The sequence below is a fragment of the Variovorax gracilis genome, from assembly GCF_030317115.1.
Taxonomy (GTDB): Bacteria; Pseudomonadota; Gammaproteobacteria; order Burkholderiales; family Burkholderiaceae_C; genus Variovorax; species Variovorax gracilis.
Map to the genome: position 1 here is coordinate 253,399 of NZ_JASZYF010000003.1, position 15,296 is coordinate 268,694.

19 protein-coding genes are annotated in these 15,296 nt (G+C 66.4%); 5 read left to right on the forward strand and 14 right to left on the reverse strand.

Features of this window, described 5'->3' with window-relative positions; all coding sequences use genetic code 11:
- Nucleotides 1-2 precede the first annotated feature (2 nt).
- The 4 genes from cyoE to QTH97_RS09090 are packed head-to-tail and all read right to left on the reverse strand — an operon-like array spanning nt 3 to nt 3,564.
- Nucleotides 3-908 carry a heme o synthase gene (gene cyoE, locus QTH97_RS09075; RefSeq protein WP_286567795.1) on the reverse strand — a complete coding sequence of 302 codons (906 nt, stop codon included), beginning with the start codon at nt 906-908 and terminating at the stop codon, nt 3-5.
- Nucleotides 905-2,092 (reverse strand): COX15/CtaA family protein, encoded by a 1,188-nt coding sequence (locus QTH97_RS09080; protein ID WP_286567796.1) that lies wholly within the window; start codon nt 2,090-2,092, stop codon nt 905-907. Before QTH97_RS09080 ends, cyoE begins: the two co-directional genes overlap by 4 nt.
- Before the next feature lie 7 nt (nt 2,093-2,099).
- Nucleotides 2,100-2,825: an SCO family protein gene (locus QTH97_RS09085; RefSeq protein WP_286567797.1), complete on the reverse strand. Its 726-nt coding sequence runs from the start codon at nt 2,823-2,825 to the stop codon at nt 2,100-2,102.
- Entirely contained in the window at nt 2,767-3,564 is a 798-nt protein-coding gene (locus tag QTH97_RS09090; protein ID WP_286567798.1) for an SURF1 family protein, read from the reverse strand. Before QTH97_RS09090 ends, QTH97_RS09085 begins: the two co-directional genes overlap by 59 nt.
- Nucleotides 3,565-3,600: 36 nt before the next feature.
- On the opposite strand from QTH97_RS09090, the gene QTH97_RS09095 reads away from it, so the two are divergent.
- Complete coding sequence (locus QTH97_RS09095) at nt 3,601-3,822, forward strand: twin transmembrane helix small protein (RefSeq protein WP_286567799.1); 222 nt, start codon at nt 3,601-3,603, stop codon at nt 3,820-3,822.
- Nucleotides 3,823-3,893: 71 nt separating this feature from the next.
- Here the strand turns inward: QTH97_RS09095 and QTH97_RS09100 are convergent, their stop codons facing one another.
- The 8 genes from QTH97_RS09100 to QTH97_RS09135 all read right to left on the reverse strand — a co-directional run bounded on the left by QTH97_RS09100 (nt 3,894) and on the right by QTH97_RS09135 (nt 10,234).
- Nucleotides 3,894-4,775 (reverse strand): cytochrome c oxidase subunit 3, encoded by an 882-nt coding sequence (locus tag QTH97_RS09100; protein WP_286567800.1) that lies wholly within the window; start codon nt 4,773-4,775, stop codon nt 3,894-3,896.
- 50 nt (nt 4,776-4,825) lie between these two features.
- Nucleotides 4,826-5,035: a DUF2970 domain-containing protein gene (locus QTH97_RS09105; protein WP_286567801.1), complete on the reverse strand. Its 210-nt coding sequence runs from the start codon at nt 5,033-5,035 to the stop codon at nt 4,826-4,828.
- Nucleotides 5,032-5,664 (reverse strand): cytochrome c oxidase assembly protein, encoded by a 633-nt coding sequence (locus tag QTH97_RS09110; protein ID WP_286567802.1) that lies wholly within the window; start codon nt 5,662-5,664, stop codon nt 5,032-5,034. Before QTH97_RS09110 ends, QTH97_RS09105 begins: the two co-directional genes overlap by 4 nt.
- Nucleotides 5,665-5,672: 8 nt before the next feature.
- On the reverse strand, nt 5,673-5,783 hold the full coding sequence (locus tag QTH97_RS09115; protein WP_444813409.1) for a cytochrome oxidase small assembly protein: 111 nt from the start codon (nt 5,781-5,783) through the stop codon (nt 5,673-5,675).
- A gap of 13 nt (nt 5,784-5,796) precedes the next feature.
- A complete protein-coding gene (ctaD, locus tag QTH97_RS09120; protein WP_286567804.1) occupies nt 5,797-7,434 on the reverse strand; it encodes a cytochrome c oxidase subunit I in 1,638 nt (545 codons plus the stop codon).
- 41 nt (nt 7,435-7,475) lie between these two features.
- On the reverse strand, nt 7,476-8,654 hold the full coding sequence (coxB, locus tag QTH97_RS09125) for a cytochrome c oxidase subunit II (protein ID WP_286567962.1): 1,179 nt from the start codon (nt 8,652-8,654) through the stop codon (nt 7,476-7,478).
- Between the two features lie 66 nt (nt 8,655-8,720).
- Complete coding sequence (locus QTH97_RS09130) at nt 8,721-9,197, reverse strand: DUF2244 domain-containing protein (RefSeq protein ID WP_286567805.1); 477 nt, start codon at nt 9,195-9,197, stop codon at nt 8,721-8,723.
- A gap of 122 nt (nt 9,198-9,319) precedes the next feature.
- Nucleotides 9,320-10,234 (reverse strand): methyltransferase domain-containing protein, encoded by a 915-nt coding sequence (locus tag QTH97_RS09135; RefSeq protein WP_286567806.1) that lies wholly within the window; start codon nt 10,232-10,234, stop codon nt 9,320-9,322.
- Nucleotides 10,235-10,256: 22 nt separating this feature from the next.
- Between QTH97_RS09135 and QTH97_RS09140 the strand changes: the two genes are divergently transcribed.
- Nucleotides 10,257-10,973, forward strand: coding sequence for a ComF family protein (locus QTH97_RS09140; protein WP_286567807.1), 717 nt, complete (start codon nt 10,257-10,259; stop codon nt 10,971-10,973).
- Between the two features lie 21 nt (nt 10,974-10,994).
- Nucleotides 10,995-11,456 (forward strand): tRNA (uridine(34)/cytosine(34)/5-carboxymethylaminomethyluridine(34)-2'-O)-methyltransferase TrmL, encoded by a 462-nt coding sequence (trmL, locus tag QTH97_RS09145; RefSeq protein WP_286567808.1) that lies wholly within the window; start codon nt 10,995-10,997, stop codon nt 11,454-11,456.
- Between the two features lie 126 nt (nt 11,457-11,582).
- On the opposite strand, the gene QTH97_RS09150 is transcribed toward trmL, so the two are convergent.
- Both QTH97_RS09150 and QTH97_RS09155 read right to left on the reverse strand, forming a co-directional pair.
- Nucleotides 11,583-12,041, reverse strand: coding sequence for a MaoC family dehydratase (locus tag QTH97_RS09150; protein WP_286567809.1), 459 nt, complete (start codon nt 12,039-12,041; stop codon nt 11,583-11,585).
- Nucleotides 12,042-12,110: 69 nt separating this feature from the next.
- Nucleotides 12,111-12,731 (reverse strand): nucleotide-binding protein, encoded by a 621-nt coding sequence (locus tag QTH97_RS09155; RefSeq protein WP_286567810.1) that lies wholly within the window; start codon nt 12,729-12,731, stop codon nt 12,111-12,113.
- A 67-nt stretch (nt 12,732-12,798) separates the two neighbouring features.
- Here QTH97_RS09155 and kefF point away from each other — a divergent pair, with 67 nt between their 5' ends.
- Both kefF and kefC read left to right on the forward strand, forming a co-directional pair.
- Nucleotides 12,799-13,440: a glutathione-regulated potassium-efflux system oxidoreductase KefF gene (kefF, locus tag QTH97_RS09160; protein WP_286567811.1), complete on the forward strand. Its 642-nt coding sequence runs from the start codon at nt 12,799-12,801 to the stop codon at nt 13,438-13,440.
- Nucleotides 13,441-13,442: 2 nt separating this feature from the next.
- On the forward strand, nt 13,443-15,287 hold the full coding sequence (gene kefC / locus QTH97_RS09165) for a glutathione-regulated potassium-efflux system protein KefC (RefSeq protein ID WP_286567812.1): 1,845 nt from the start codon (nt 13,443-13,445) through the stop codon (nt 15,285-15,287).
- Nucleotides 15,288-15,296: the final 9 nt, after the last annotated feature.

Genomic DNA, 15,296 nt, shown 5'->3' on the forward strand with positions numbered 1-15,296 from the left:
CTTCATCGCAGGTAGTGATCGACCAGGAGCGCCGCGAACAGCACGCTCAAGTGGATCAGTGAAAAACGGAAAGTCTTGCGCGCCAGCGCGTCGGAATAGTTTCGCCACAGCGCGAAGGCGTAGCCGGTGAAACCGATGCTCACCCCGACGGCGACCGCAAGGTAGAGCCAGCCGCTCATGCCGTAGATGAAAGGCATCAGGCAGGCCGCGAACAGGATGAAGGTGTAGAGCAGCACCTGCAGGCGCGTGAACTCGTTGCCGTGCGTCACCGGCAGCATCGGGAGCCCCGCCTTGCGGTAGTCCTCGACACGGTAGAGCGCCAGCGCCCAGAAGTGCGGCGGCGTCCACAGGAAGATGATGAGGAAGAGGATCAGGGCCTCGGGCCCGACCTCGCCCGTCATCGCCGCCCAGCCCAGCACCGGCGGCATCGCGCCGGAGGCGCCGCCGATCACGATGTTCTGCGGCGTGAGCGGCTTGAGGATCACGGTGTAGATCACCGCGTAGCCGACGAAAGTGGCGAAGGTGAGCCACATGGTCAGCGGGTTCACCGTGAACCACAGCAGCAACGACCCGATCGCGCACAGCGCAGCAGAGAAGATCAGCGCCTGCCGGTCGCTCAGTTGGCCGCGTGCCGTCGGCCGCCACGCGGTCCGCTTCATCTTGGCATCGATGCCCTTTTCGACCAGGCAGTTGAAGGCCGCGGCGGCGCCGGCGACCAGCCAGATGCCGAGGCAGGCGAGCGCGCCCTGCTGCAAGTCGGCGAGGGTCGGCACGCCGGGCACCGCGAGCACCATGCCGATCAGTGCGCAGAAGACGATCAACTGCACGACGCGCGGCTTGGTCAGCGCGTAGAACTGGCGCAGGACGCTGGCGGTCGTCGGGCCGTGGACGGAGGCAGGTGCGCTCATCGGGCAACCTCCATTCCGTTGCTGCGCGCGCCTGCCGCCGCGATCACCGTGGCGCGTTCGCGCCGGCTTTCGCAGATCGTCCAGGTGAGCACTACCGCGAGCGCTGCTGCGCCGCCGGTGTGCAGCACGGCCGCCGCGAGAGGCCAACCAAGCAGTACGTTGCCCAATCCGGTCGCGAGCTGAAGCAGGGCCAGGCCTGCCAGCCAGCGCCCATGGGCGCGCAACGGGGCGACACCGTGAAGGCGCCAGGCCAACGCGCCGATGGCGACGAACACGACGTAGGCCATGAGCCGATGCGCGTAGTGGATGGCGGTCAGCGACGCAAAATCGATGGGGGCGCCGCCCGTCGTCTCGCCGAGCTGGCGCCAGATATGGAAGCCCTGGGCGAAGTTCATGGGAGGCCACCAGCTGCCCTGGCAAGTGGGGAATTGCGTGCACGCGAGGACCGCATAGTTGGTGCTGACCCAGCCGCCCAACGCAATCTGCAGCGCCAACAGTGCGGTCGTCACGATCAGCAGCGTGCGCAGCGCGGAAGGCACGGCCGTGGGCGCGCGTTGCGCCGCCGCCTGCTGGTAGCGAACGGCCTGGATGCACAGCAGCGCCAGCAGCACGACGGCGCCCAGCAGATGAAGGGTGACGATCGCCGGATAGAGCTTCCAGGTTACGGTCATCGCGCCGAACGCGCCTTGCAGGCACACCCACGCCAGCGTGGCGGCGGGCCACCATGCGCTGAGCGGCTTTTCACCGACGTGCTCGGCCATGCGCTGGCGGCGCCGCGCAATCCAGGTCGAGACCGCCAGCGCGAGGATCAGCACCCCGACGCCGGTCGCCAGGTAGCGGTGGACCATTTCGACCCACGCCTTGCTGTGCGTGACCGGGCCGGTCGGCTGCGCGGCCTGCGCCATGGCGATGTCGTGGCGCGCGCCGAGCGGGCTGGCATTGCCGTAGCAGCCGGGCCAGTCGGGGCAACCGAGGCCCGAATCGGTCAGGCGGGTGAACGCGCCGAACAGGGTCAGGTCGAAAGTCAGGAACAGCGTGAGCACGGTCAGCGCATGGAGGCGTCTCGCAGCTCCGCTGCCGGCATTGCGCCGCCAGACCCAGAGCAACGGGCCCAGGGCGATCAGCACGCCCACCGCCATGAGCCAGGCGATCGGTGTGAGGTCGTAGAGCGAAGTCGTGTCCATGGCGAAATCAGCGACCCGGCTCGTCCCACGAGGAGGACGCACGCAGCAGGCGGTCGAGGTCACGCTTGGCGCGACTCGCGCCAGCGGTGTCCATACGGGCGGGGAAACGCATCATCCAGTTGCCCATGGGGTCGACCACGAAAAAATGCTCCGCCAGTGCATGCCCGGCACTGGGGGCGAGCCACTGCGCGAGTTGCGCCGCAGGCACGCGCACCACAGTCGCGCCGCGAAGGCCGTTGTCGAGGCGCTCGGGGATGGGCGCGGTATCGCTGACGATCCAGACGCGGTCGAGTCGATCTTTTTCGCGACCCAGGCTTTCGCGCAGTTGGCGCTGCAGGTAAAGCTGCTGCTCGCACAGCGCGTCGCAACCGGCATCGCCCACTGCGACGAGCAGCCACTGGCCCTTGAAGGACGACAACTGGACCGGTTTGCCGTCACGCAGGGTGCCGGTGATGTTCGGTACCGGGCGCTGGGGATCGACGAGTTCTCCGTACACGCTGCGACCCTCGGGGCGGATCACGTAGTAAGTGAAGTACGACGCGATCACCGGCGCCGCGCAGCACAGCAGCACGGCGATCATCTTCCAGCGGCCGAGCACCGTCCGCCGGCCCTCGGCCCCGGCGAGCGCCTGGCGCGGCGACGGCATCGAATGCACGGTCAGCCCGAGCGGCTCGTCAGCCACGGCGTGCAGCGCGTGCGCGGCGGAAGGGGGCGATGAGTTGGAACCAGACATAGAGGATTGCGACGAGGGCCGAGAGGCCGAACCACTGGAATGCATAGCCGTAGTGCTTTTCAACACCCAGCGCGGGGGCCGGCCAATCTCGCTGCAGGCCCTCGGAAGCCGGACCGGTCTGCTGCAAGGAGACGTCGGTCCGCAGTGGCAGACCGGTTTCGGCGCGAAACGCTTCAAGGTCCAGATTCTGCCGGATGAGCGAAGACCCCGGGGCGGCTCCCGGCGTTGGCGTTGCGGCGTCCGCCTTGCCGAGTTCCAGCAGGTGCGCTGGCGGCGCGGCGATCCGCCCGGTCACTTCGATCAGGCCGGGCGGCGTCTCGACGGGCTCCAGTCGGGTCCGGTCGGTGAAGTTGCGCTGCACCCAGCCGCGCTGGACCAGCACGGTTCGATCCGTGCCTTCGAGGGCGAGCGGCGTCACCACGTAGAAGCCCGGCACGCCGTGCATCTGTCGGTTGTCCAGATAGACCGTGTGCGGCGTCAGCCAGAGGCCTCGCAGCCGGACCGGGCGATTCAGGGTCGAAGCAGGCTTGTCGAGGGACAGGAAGGCCTGCTGATCGAGCGGCGGCAGGCTCTTCTGCGTGTCGATCTCGGCCTGGATGGCCTCTTTCTGCGCGGCCCGCGAGAGCTGCCAGCGGCCCAGCGAAACCGTGGTCGCGATCGTGGCCGCCGCCATGGCCGTGACCAGCCAGAATCGTCCGCGGCGCGGCGTGCGCAGGACGGCCGGAGAGTCCGCGTTCATGCTGTGGGACGGCCTCTGCGGCCGATAATCGGGGTCATGAAATACTTTGTCGCCCTCGCCTTCCTGGGCATCCTGGCGAGTCTCGGGTTCGCGCTGTTCTTCATGCTGAAGGACGGGCGCAACGGCCGCGCCAAAAGTGGCGGCATGGTGCGCGCGCTCACCGTTCGGATCGGGCTGTCGGTGGTTTTGTTCCTGTGCGTTCTGGTGGCTTGGAAGCTTGGCTACATCCAGCCCGGGGGCCTCCCCGTCGGCAAGTAGGTTGTGCTCGTTCCAGGAGAACCATGAAAAAAGCGCCTTGCGGCGCTTTTTTGTTGTGCCGTCGGTGATGCTCAAAGCCAGTAGACCGTGAAGTACAAACCGAGCCACACCACGTCGACAAAGTGCCAGTACCAGGCGGCCCCTTCGAATCCGAAGTGGCGCTCCGGCGTGAAATGCCCCTTGCGGATGCGCAAGGTGATGAAGAAGAGCATCAGCATGCCGATGAACACGTGCAAGCCGTGGAAGCCGGTCAGCATGAAGAAGGTCGAGCCGTACGTGCCGGAGCTGAGCTTGAGGTTCAGTTCGGTGTACAGGTGGTGGTATTCGTAGCCCTGCACGAACAGGAAGGTCAGGCCGAGCAGCACGGTGAGCCACATGAAGCGCACGGTCTGCGCCCGATGGCCGGCACGCAGGGCGTGGTGGGCGATGGTGAGCGTGACGCCGGAGCTCAGCAGGAGCGCGGTGTTGATGGTCGGCAGCCAGAACGGCCCGACGGTCTGGAAGGGCTCGACGATATCGGCCGGCGAACCGGTCACGCCGGCCACCGTCGTCGGCCACACCGCCTTGAAATCGGGCCACAGCAGGGCGTTGTCGAGACTGCCGAGCGATGGCAGCGCATGGGAGCGTGCCCACCACAGCGCGGTGAAGAATGCGCCGAAGAACATCACTTCCGAGAAGATGAACCAGCTCATGCTCCAGCGGAAGGAGAGGTCGATCTTGTGGCCGTACATGCCGCCCTCGCTTTCGCTGATCGACTGGCGGAACCAGACGAACAACGTACCGAGCCACACCACCATGCCCAGCAGCAGCGACCATGCACCCCACTGGTGGCCATTGATCCACTGGGCGGCCCCCAGGATGACGAAGAGCAGGCCGGTCGCAGCCATGACCGGGTAGGCCGATGGGCCGGGCACGAAGTAGTAGGGCGTGGTGCCGTGGGTGGTTGAACTCATATCAGGTCCTGGCTTTCTTCTCTCGATTCAAATTCTGTGGGACGTGTTCTTCAGGTCGCGACAACCCAGCGCACGAACAGGATCAGGCCACCCACGAACAGCACCACGGCAATCAGGCCGACCGCAATGATGTGCAAGGGATTGAGCTTGGAAACGTCGTCCTGGAAAGCGCTGTTCTTGCGCACGCCGAAGAACGACCAGCCTACGGCCCTGGCCGTCCGCCAGAGCGAGCCCTTGCGCGGTGCTTCGGGCGCGGTCATGAGCGCGGCTCCGTCGCAGGCGGCACGGCGGCCGAGTTGGCGGCCACCGGTGCCGCGGGCGTCTTGCCGCCCACCTCGAAGAAGGTGTACGACAGCGTGATCGTCTTGACGTCCTTCGAGATCTTCGGGTCGATCACGAAGGCGACCGGCCACTGCTTCTTCTCGCCCGCGTCGAGGGTGTACTGGTTGAAGCAGAAGCACTCGAGCTTGTTGAAATACGGCGCGGCCTGTTGCGGCGCGTAGCTCGGGATGGCTTGCGCGGCCATCCGGCGGTTCTGCACGTTCTGGAACTCGTACATCACGGTGTTGAGCTGGCCCGGATGCACCTGCATCGACCGCTGCGCGGGCTTGAAGTCCCACAGCCCGCGCACGTTGGCATCGAACTCGACCGTGATCGTGCGGCTCGTGTCGACCTGGGTGTTGTCGGGCAGGCGCACCTTGTCGCCACCGGACGCACCGCCCGGCACCTGCAACTCGGACAGGGCCAGGATGTTGATGCCAGTCATCTCGCAGATGGCACGGTACATCGGCACCAACGCATAGCCGAACGCGAACATGCCGGCCGCCACGACGGCCAACTTGCCGACCATGCGGACGTTTTCGCGGCGGATGCGTCGACCGATGCCCATGATCCTGCCTACCGGCCGATCCAGACCATGCGGACGATGAAGCCGATGAAGAACAGCACCGCGATGGAGGCCAGCGTGAGCCCCATGCGCCGGTTGCTTCTTTTCTGTTCGGGTGTCATCACGCTATGCGCCTCAGCCGATCACCTTGGTCGCGGTGGCGTCCAGCTTGGGAGGGGTTTCGAAGGTGTGGAACGGAGCAGGCGAAGGAACTTCCCATTCGAGCCCTTCGGCGGCTTCCCAAGGCTTCTGCGGGGCCTTCTCGCCCTTGCCCATCATCGTGGGAAGCACGATGAAGAGGAAGAAGTAGACCTGCGCAAGACCGAAGGCGAACGCGCCCACGGTGGCGACCGCATTGAAGTCGGCGAACTGCATCGGATAGTCGGCGTAGCGACGCGGCATGCCGGCCAGACCCAGGAAGTGCATCGGGAAGAAGGTGACGTTGAAAGCGATCAGCGACCACCAGAAGTGGACCTTGCCGCGCGCTTCGTTGTACATCACGCCGGTCCACTTGGGTGCCCAGTAGTAGTAGCCGGCGAACATCGCGTACAGCGAACCGGCCACCAGCACGTAATGGAAGTGGGCCACGACGTAGTAGGTGTCCTGCAACTGGGTGTCGATCGGCGCGACCGCGAGGATCAGGCCGGTGAAGCCGCCCATCGTGAACACGAAGATGAAGCCCACGGCGAACAGCATCGGCGTCTCGAAGGTCATCGAGCCCTGCCACATGGTCGCGATCCAGTTGAAGATCTTCACGGCCGTCGGCACGGCGATCAGCATGGTCGCGTACATGAAGAACAGCTGGCCGGTCAGCGGCATGCCGGTGGTGAACATGTGGTGCGCCCACACGATGAAGGACAGGATCGCGATCGACGAGGTGGCGTACACCATCGAGGCGTAGCCGAAGAGCTTCTTGCGCGCGAAGGCCGGCACGATCTGGCTGATGATGCCGAAGGCCGGCAAGATCATGATGTACACCTCGGGGTGACCGAAGAACCAGAAGATGTGCTGGTACATCACCGGGTCGCCGCCGCCGGCGGGGTTGAAGAAGCTGGTGCCGAAGTGGCGGTCGGTCAGCGTCATCGTGATGGCGCCTGCGAGCACCGGCATCACGGCAATCAGCAGGTAGGCGGTGATGAGCCAGGTCCAGCAGAACATCGGCATCTTCATCAGCGTCATGCCGGGCGCGCGCATGTTGAGGATGGTGACGATGATGTTGATCGACCCCATGATCGACGACGCGCCCATGATGTGCATCGCGAAGATGCCGGCGTCCATCGACGGGCCCATCTGCAGCGTGAGCGGCGCGTAGAGCGTCCAGCCCGCAGCGGGTGCGCCGCCCGGCATGAAGAACGAGCCCACCAGCATCAGCGCCGCCGGGATCAGCAGCCAGAAGCTGAAGTTGTTCATGCGCGCGAAGGCCATGTCGGATGCGCCGACCTGCAGCGGGATCATCCAGTTCGCGAAGCCCACGAAGGCCGGCATGATCGCGCCGAACACCATGATCAGGCCGTGCATGGTCGTGAACTGGTTGAACAGCTCGGGGTTGACCAGTTGCAGGCCGGGCTGGAACAGCTCGGCGCGGATCAGCAGCGCCAGGATGCCGCCGACCATCAGCATGGTGAAGGAGAACAGCAGGTACAGCGTGCCGATGTCCTTGTGGTTGGTCGCGAACACCCAGCGGCGCCAGCCGGTCGGCGCGTGGTGGTGATCGTCGTGGGCATGGTCGCCGTGGCCGGGTGCGTGGCCGTGGGGATCGAGGACTGCGCTCATCTTGGTATTCCTTGCAAACTCTTCGTCGTGGGGGCGGCGGCTTACTTGCCGCGCTCCGCGAGCACTTCAGCCGGCTGCACCAGTTGGCCCGTCTTGTTCGACCAGCTGTTCTTGGTGAAGGTCACCACGGCGGCGATGTCGGTGTCGCTCAGCTGCTTCCATGCGGGCATGGCACCATTGTTCTGGCCGTTGAGCACGATGTGGAGCTGCAGCTTGTGGTCTGCATTGAGCACGGTCGCCGAGCCGTCGAGCGGCTTGATCGGGCCGGCGCCCTTGCCGTTGGCCTGGTGGCAGGCCGCGCAGTTGGCCGCGTAGACCTTTTCGCCGCGCGCCATGATTTCCGGAAGCGTCCAGACCTTGTTCGGATCGTCCTGCTTGGCGGCGGCCTCCTTGCGCTTGCCGTCCACCCAGGCGGTGTAGTCGGCCTTGGCGAGCACCTTCACGTGGATAGGCATGAAGGCGTGCTCCTTGCCGCAAAGTTCCTGGCACTGGCCGTAGTAGTCACCCACCTTCTCTGCACGGAACCACGTGTCGCGGACGAAGCCGGGGATCGCGTCCTGCTTGATGCCGAACTGGGGCACGGCGAACGCATGGATCACGTCATTCGCGGTGGTGATGATGCGCACCTTGGTGTCGACCGGCACGACCAGGGGGTTGTCGACCTTGAACAGGAAGTTGTCCGGCACGTCGCCCCGGGCGCCGGCATCGGACAGCGCCCGGTGCGAGCTGTCGAGGGTCGAGATGAAGCCGAGGCCCTCGCCTTCGCCCTTGAGGTAGTCGTAGCCCCACTTCCACTGGTAGCCAGTGACCTTGATGGTCAGGTCGGAGTTGGTGGTGTCCTTCTGGGCCACCAGCACGCGGGTCGCCGGAAGGGCCATGAGGATGACGATGATGAAAGGCACGATGGTCCAGATGACCTCGACCACCACGGACTCATGGAAGTTGGCCGCCTTGTGGCCGACCGACTTGCGGTGCTTCCAGATCGAATAGAACATGACGGCGAACACCGCCACGAAGATCACGGTGCACAGGATCATCATCACCGTGTGCAGGAAATGCTGCTCCTGGGCGATCTTGGTGACGCCCGTCGGGAGATTCAACTGGCGTACGGATGGCCCGCCGGGAAGGTCATTGACTGCATGCGCCGCGCCGCTGAACGCCGCGCCGGCCGCCAGCAGCAGATTCGCCGGCCAGATCTTGTTCCGCCAATTGCTCTTCATCGTGTTCACTTCTTCATTTCCTGTTAACCCCACCGGTCCCCACGGTGCGACATTGCGCCTGCCCCCTCAGGCACTGCGCAATGCCATGCGAATCTCGCGCGCCAGCGCCGCGCGCAACTCCGGGCGCACATAGCGCCCCACCCTGACCGAACGACCTTGACCCGAGACCTCGATCAGCGACCGATCGCTGTCCTGTGGCTCGACCCGCACCTGGTGCGGCAAGAATTCCGTGCGCTCATAGTGCCCACCGTTCTCGAGTTCGACCACCAACCGCCCGCCCTGCAAGGCGATCTTCTCGCCATCGGTCGCGTGCCGTGCATACAGCACGAACGCGAAACCCACCGCGGCGAGTTCGAGCCAGGCGAACGGAAGCACGAGTCGTGCACCGTTCAGCCAGAAGACGGTTCCGATGCCCAGGGAAACCACGCAGAGCGACGCATAGAGCCAGCCAAGCTGGCTCGGCGTGACCGAGCAGTTGCGCTTCAGGAACCAATGGATGCTCTGGCCTGAAACAGTGGCAAAACGAAACACGGAATTCGACACGGGCGAGTTCAGCAAATCGGTGCGTCGATCGCTGTCAAACCCATGTCCGACAGGCCTCGATCACGGGACAATACCCGGGAGTTCACGCAGCGCCGGATTGTAGCGGGTCACGCAACAATCACTCACAGGCCTGCGCGACTGCGCTGAAGCATCGTTCGCATCTCGCGCAGGGACACGGCGCTTTCGATGGAAAGGGCCACCCGCGGGGGCGGCTTGAAGGCGTGGCCGTAGATGATCTCGAAGGTCAGCGCGATCCGCCCGCCTCCCTCTTCGGCCGGGGCCAGTTCGGGCAACGCCTCTGCCAGCGCGTTGCGCCAGCCCCTGCCACGCAGGGCCGGAAAACGTCCGGGATGCAGGTTTCGCCCGAGGCCACGCAACTCGGCCAGCGCCGCATCGGCATCCGCCCAGGTGAGCACGATGCGTTCCATGTCCATCACGGGCTCCGCAAAGCCGGCGCCGACCAGCATGTCGCCCCAATCGTGCATGTCGGTGAACTCGTGGCTGGCGGCCGGCCAGCCAAGACGACGGTAGAGGGCCCGCAACTCCATCAAGGTGTCGGGGCCGAAGCACGAGAACATCAGGAATCCATCGGTCGCGACCCGGCGATGCCACTGGGCGATCAGCGCCTCCGGGTCGGCGGCCATGTGGAGCGCCATGTTGGCCCAGAGCAGATCCACGCCGTCTTCCGGGAGCGCGTCGAAGCTGGGCTGCGAACCCTGCCATCGGCGGGCCGACCACCAGGGCGCGGCGAGCGCCTTGCCGGTCGCCGGAACCAGCGCGGTTTCCGGCTCTATCACGAAGGAAGCGGCGTCGCGGTAGCGCCGTGCGACGAGGGCGTGCGCCCCCAGCCCCCCGCGCAGCGGCGCCCAGTCGACCCAGTGACGCGGCTTGGCCTTGATCCATTGCAACCGATCCTCCATGCGGCGACCGACTTCCTCGTGCAGCCAGGGAGATGCCGGCTCCGGCGCGAGCCGTGCCCATCGCGCGGCCGCCGTGGCGTCGATGGTCGGCGGGCGGTGTGCGGGCTCGGTGGACATGGGGCGCTCAGTATATTGAGGGATGTTCAGCCACTGGATCGAACGGCCTTTCCCGGGCCTGCTCAACCGCCTGCCCAGCCAATGCGTCGTTTGCCGGGCATGGCCGGCGCAGCCGGTGTGCGACGCATGCGTCGCGCGCTTTGCGCCACCGACACCGCGCTGCGCGACCTGCGCGCTGCAAGTTCCCGACGGCGTTTCGCGCTGCACCGAGTGCATGCGGGAGCCCCCGCCCCTCGATGTTTGCCTGGCGGCCTGCGCCTACGTCTGGCCATGGCCCGAATGCATCGCGGAGTTCAAGTTTCGCGGCGACGCGGGCCGGGCCGCGCCGCTCGCGACCCTGCTGCGCAGCGCGCCATGGGTCGAGCCTGCACTGGAGAAGGCGGACATCGTCCTGCCGATGCCCCTCGCACCGGTTCGACTGCGCGAGCGCGGCTTCAACCAGGCGCACGAACTCGCGCGCCGCCTGGCGCCACGGAAAACCGACGCCACCCTGCTACTGCGAACCCGGGAGACCACGGCGCAGAGCGGGCTGACGCGGGCGGAACGCCTGCGCAACCTGCGCGGAGCATTCGCCCTGGAGCCACTGCGCGCGATGGCCGTCCGCGACCGCCGGGTCGTGCTGGTCGACGACGTGATGACCAGCGGGGCGTCCCTTTTCGCGGCAGCCCAGGTGCTGCGCGCGGGCGGCGCATCGCACGTCACGGCGATCGTGCTCGCCCGCACGGAGGCACCCGGCTGAGCGGAACCGACAATCAGTGCCATGTTTCACATCGTCCTCGTCGAACCCGAGATCCCGCCCAACACCGGCAACGTCATCCGGCTGGCCGCCAACACGGGCTGCACCCTGCATCTGGTCGAGCCGCTCGGCTTTTCGATGGACGACCGGCTGCTGCGACGCGCCGGGCTGGACTATCACGAGTACGCCAAGATCCTGCGGCACCGCGACTGGCAGGCACTGCTCGACGCCGAGCACCCAGCGCCGGACCGGATGTTCGCGCTCACGACGCGCGGCACGCAGGCGGTGCACGCCGTCGCCTTCCGCCCCGGCGACTGGCTCGTCTTCGGCTCGGAGACGCGCGGCCTCGCGCCAGAGCTGCGCGAGCGCTTTCCCGCCACGCAGCGGCTGCGCCTCCCCATGAAGGAAGGCCAGCGCAGTCTCAACCTGTCGAACGCCGTGGCCGTCACGGTGTTCGAAGCCTGGCGCCAGAACGATTTCCACTGAGCAAGCGCAAAAGGCGGTAAAGCCCGCCCCCGTGTGAACCGCCGCGGATCCGGCTCCGCCCTTCCACCGGCGGTTCCCCCGGCAGGGGGTAGCCGGCTACACGAAGTGAGCAAGCCTGGGGGCGAGCTACGGGTACCGTCTCACCACCGATTCGGCGACGCAGGCCGGCTTGGGCGAACCTTCGAGTTCGATGGTGGTTTCCCAGGTCATTTGAAGGCCGTCATTGGGGATCGCCTCCGAGCTCAGCAGCTTCATCCGCCCCCGCACTGGCCCGCCGACCGGCACGGGCGACATGAATCGGACGCGGTTCAGGCCGTAGTTCACCCCCATGCGCGACTCGACGACGCTCATCGCCGTTTCGTAGATGCGCGGCAGCAGCGACAAGGTCAGGAAGCCGTGGGCGATCGGCGCGCCGAACGGACCGGCCTTGGCCTTCTCGACGTCCACGTGAATCCACTGGTGATCCCCGGTTGCCTCGGCGAACAGGTTGACCTGCTCCTGCGTGATGGTGATCCAGTCGCTCACGGCGACTTCCTGGCCGACGCATGCGGCGAGATCCTGGAGGGTCTGGAAGGTCTTTTTCATGCGATTCACTTTATCGGGGTGAAGCCACCGCGCCTGTCCACGCCGCGACAAAGGCACTAGGGAAAAACCTCAGGCGTCGAGCCACCGCTGAATCGGCTCCCACTGCTCCAGATCGCGCTGGACGCGGCCGGGAGCGATATCGAACAGCGTGAGGCCACGGGCTGCAAGCTGGACGTAGTTCTGCGTGTCACGCAGCTCCCCCAGCACCGGCACGCCCAGCCCGGAGACGAACTCGCGCAACCGGTCGGCCGCGAGCGTGCGGGCGTCCACGCGCATGCCGACCAGGGCGACCTTCGTCTTGTCCGCATGGCGGTGAGACAGCAGCTTGTCGAGGAAGTCCCGCGTCGCATAGATGTCGAAGATGCTCGGCTGCAGGGGCACCAGGACCTTGTCGGCCAGCGCCACCACCTCCTTGAAGCGCGAGCCGTGCAAGCCGGAAGGCGTGTCGATGACGGCGTGCGTCGTTCCGCGCGGCGGCCGCACGACATTGCCGTCCTCGGATGCGTCCCAACTCCTGATCTCGCGCGCCTGCGGCGTCCGCAGGTTGAGCCACAGCCGCGACGACTGCTGGCGATCGATGTCACCCAGCATCACCGGATAGCCACGGCTTGCGAAATAGCCCGCGATGTTGGTTGCGAGCGTGGATTTGCCAACTCCGCCCTTGGGATTGGCGACCAGGACCACCGGCATGTGAGGCTCCTCGAGGCTGAAGACAGGCGCCATGGTAGCCGTGCACGGAGTGCGCTATGTTCGCGGCATGCCGACAACAACAAGCACGGAAAGCGCCGCCACTCGCATCTACCTCATCGCCGCGCATCCGCATTGGCGGGACTCGCGCGTCAATCGCCAGTTGCTGAGAGCGGCACAGGCCGTGCCGGGTGTAGACGTCAACGATCTCTACGACACCTACCCCGACTACGCGATCGACGTCGGCACCGAGCAGTCACGGCTTGCCCGCGCCGACCTGCTGGTCCTGCTGCACCCGATCCAGTGGTATTCGATGCCGGCGCTGCAGAAGCTCTGGCTCGACGAAGTGCTGGGCTACGGATGGGCCTACGGCACCGGCGGAACGGCGCTGGAGGGCAAGGATTTCTGGCTGGTCGCCACCACCGGCGGCCCCGAGACGAGCTACCACCCGCAAAGCTACAACCGCTACTTCTTCGACGCCTTCCTGCCGCCCTACGAGCAGACCGCCGCGCTCTGCGGCATGCGCTTCCTCCCGCCGCTGCTGCTTCATGGCGCACGCAGCGCTCCAGCCGGCGAGGTGGCGGCGCATGTCGCCGTGTTCAAGGATCGTCTTTCCACCTACCCGAGCTGGCCCGAGCTCGAAGACCTGGACGGCTGCGCGAGCTGCGCCGTGCCCGAGGTCGACAGGCCCGTCACCCACGGGGAGGCCTGATCATGGAACACGCCCCGGGTTGGCTCGTCAATTCCCTGATCTACCTCGGCGCTGCCGTGCTGGTGGTGCCGCTGTCGAAGGCGCTCGGGCTCGGCTCGATCATCGGCTACCTGGCCGCCGGCATCGCCATCGGGCCCTGGGGGCTCGGGCTGGTCACCAACGTCGAGGACATCCTGCACTTCGCGGAGTTCGGCGTGGTGCTCATGCTGTTCCTGGTCGGGCTCGAACTCGAACCCAAGCGCCTGTGGAGCCTGCGCCAGCCGATCTTCGGCTGGGGTTCGGCGCAGGTGCTGGCCTGCGCCGCGGTGCTGTTCCTGGCCGGCTGGGCGGCGGGCGCGAACTGGCGCGTGGCGCTGGTGGCGGCGCTGGGACTGGCCCTGTCGTCGACCGCGATCGCTCTCCAGGTACTGGGCGAACGCAACCTGCTGCTGACGTCCAGCGGCCAGGCCGGCTTCTCGATCCTGCTGTTCCAGGACGTGGCGGCCATTCCGATCCTCGCGCTGCTGCCGCTGCTGGCGGTCGGTGCCGATGCCGGCGGCGGCATGAGCGGCTTCGAACGGACGCTGGAAGGGCTGAAGATCGTCGCCGTCATCGGCGGCATCGTGCTCGGGGGCCGACTGGCCATCCGCCCTCTCCTGCGCTGGATCGCCCGCAGCAACACGCCCGAGATATTCACCGCCGCCGCGCTGCTGCTGGTAGTCGCCATCGCCGCGCTGATGCAGTTCATCGGCCTCTCGATGGCGCTGGGCGCCTTTCTCGCCGGCGTGCTGCTCGCCGAAAGCGAATACCGCCGCGAACTGGAAACCGACATCGAGCCCTTCAAGGGGCTGCTCCTCGGCCTTTTCTTCATCGCGGTGGGCATGAGCATCGACTTCGGCGTGCTCCTTGCCCAGCCGGGGCTCATGGCGGCGGTCGTGGTCGGATTCATGCTGCTCAAGTTCGGCGTGATCTACGCGCTGGGCAAGGTGATGGGGATTCCCTACCAGCAGCGGCCGGTGTTCACGCTGCTGCTGGCGCAGGGCGGGGAGTTCGCCTTCGTCGTGTTCCAGGCTGCCGGGCCCAATGTGCTGCCGCATGGCGTCGCCTCGTTCCTGATCGGGGCGGTCGCGTTGTCGATGCTGATCTCCCCGCTGTTGCTGGTCGCGATCGACAAATGGGTGCTGCCGCGCTACAGCGCGCACGCGCCGGCCTCGATGGAGGAAATCTCGGAGCAGCAGGACGCCAAGGTCGTCATCTGCGGCTTCGGCCGCTACGGGCAGATCATCGGTCGCATGCTGAGCGCGCAGGGCCTCAAGATCACCGTGCTCGACCATGACCCCGACACCATCGAGAGCCTGCGCGAGTTCGGCTTCGGCGTCTTCTACGGCGATGCGACACGGCTCGACCTCCTGCGCACCGCCGGCGCCGGCACGGCCAAGGTGCTGGTGATCGCGGTCGACGACATGGAGCAATCGCTCGAAATCGTGGACCTGGCGCAAAAGCACTTTCCGAACGCCAGGATCGTTGCGCGCGCGCGCAACGTCGCGCACCTCTATCAGTTGCTCGACCGCAAGGTCGAGTTCATCGAGCGCGAGGTGTTCGAGTCGTCGCTGCGCAGCGCCCGCTCGGTGCTCGAAGGGCTCGGCTGGCCAGCGCACGAAGCGCGCGAGACCGCGATGCGCTTCAGGCGTCGCAACATCCAGTTGATGCACGAGACCTACCCGCACTACAAGGACCGCGCCAAGCTGATCGCGGTCGCGAAGGAAGGCCGGCAGCAGTTCCAGGAACAGATGGCGCGAGAACGCGAGGAGCGGCGCCAGCGCTCCGGCCTGGATTGGGATCGCGTCGAAGAAGAAAGGACCCCGTAGCGTCCGGAT

Bases quoted from the DNA above. Each gene is read 5' to 3' on its own strand.
- cyoE (WP_286567795.1), bottom strand. From the start codon at position 908: ATGAGCGCACCTGCCTCCGTCCACGGCCCGACGACCGCCAGCGTCCTG.
- QTH97_RS09080 (WP_286567796.1), bottom strand. From the start codon at position 2,092: ATGGACACGACTTCGCTCTACGACCTCACACCGATCGCCTGGCTCATG.
- QTH97_RS09085 (WP_286567797.1), bottom strand. From the start codon at position 2,825: ATGTCTGGTTCCAACTCATCGCCCCCTTCCGCCGCGCACGCGCTGCAC.
- QTH97_RS09090 (WP_286567798.1), bottom strand. From the start codon at position 3,564: ATGAACGCGGACTCTCCGGCCGTCCTGCGCACGCCGCGCCGCGGACGA.
- QTH97_RS09095 (WP_286567799.1), top strand. From the start codon at position 3,601: ATGAAATACTTTGTCGCCCTCGCCTTCCTGGGCATCCTGGCGAGTCTC.
- QTH97_RS09100 (WP_286567800.1), bottom strand. From the start codon at position 4,775: ATGAGTTCAACCACCCACGGCACCACGCCCTACTACTTCGTGCCCGGC.
- QTH97_RS09105 (WP_286567801.1), bottom strand. From the start codon at position 5,035: ATGACCGCGCCCGAAGCACCGCGCAAGGGCTCGCTCTGGCGGACGGCC.
- QTH97_RS09110 (WP_286567802.1), bottom strand. From the start codon at position 5,664: ATGGGCATCGGTCGACGCATCCGCCGCGAAAACGTCCGCATGGTCGGC.
- QTH97_RS09115 (WP_444813409.1), bottom strand. From the start codon at position 5,783: ATGACACCCGAACAGAAAAGAAGCAACCGGCGCATGGGGCTCACGCTG.
- ctaD (WP_286567804.1), bottom strand. From the start codon at position 7,434: ATGAGCGCAGTCCTCGATCCCCACGGCCACGCACCCGGCCACGGCGAC.
- coxB (WP_286567962.1), bottom strand. From the start codon at position 8,654: ATGAAGAGCAATTGGCGGAACAAGATCTGGCCGGCGAATCTGCTGCTG.
- QTH97_RS09135 (WP_286567806.1), bottom strand. From the start codon at position 10,234: ATGTCCACCGAGCCCGCACACCGCCCGCCGACCATCGACGCCACGGCG.
- QTH97_RS09140 (WP_286567807.1), top strand. From the start codon at position 10,257: ATGTTCAGCCACTGGATCGAACGGCCTTTCCCGGGCCTGCTCAACCGC.
- trmL (WP_286567808.1), top strand. From the start codon at position 10,995: ATGTTTCACATCGTCCTCGTCGAACCCGAGATCCCGCCCAACACCGGC.
- QTH97_RS09150 (WP_286567809.1), bottom strand. From the start codon at position 12,041: ATGAAAAAGACCTTCCAGACCCTCCAGGATCTCGCCGCATGCGTCGGC.
- QTH97_RS09155 (WP_286567810.1), bottom strand. From the start codon at position 12,731: ATGCCGGTGGTCCTGGTCGCCAATCCCAAGGGCGGAGTTGGCAAATCC.
- kefF (WP_286567811.1), top strand. From the start codon at position 12,799: ATGCCGACAACAACAAGCACGGAAAGCGCCGCCACTCGCATCTACCTC.
- kefC (WP_286567812.1), top strand. From the start codon at position 13,443: ATGGAACACGCCCCGGGTTGGCTCGTCAATTCCCTGATCTACCTCGGC.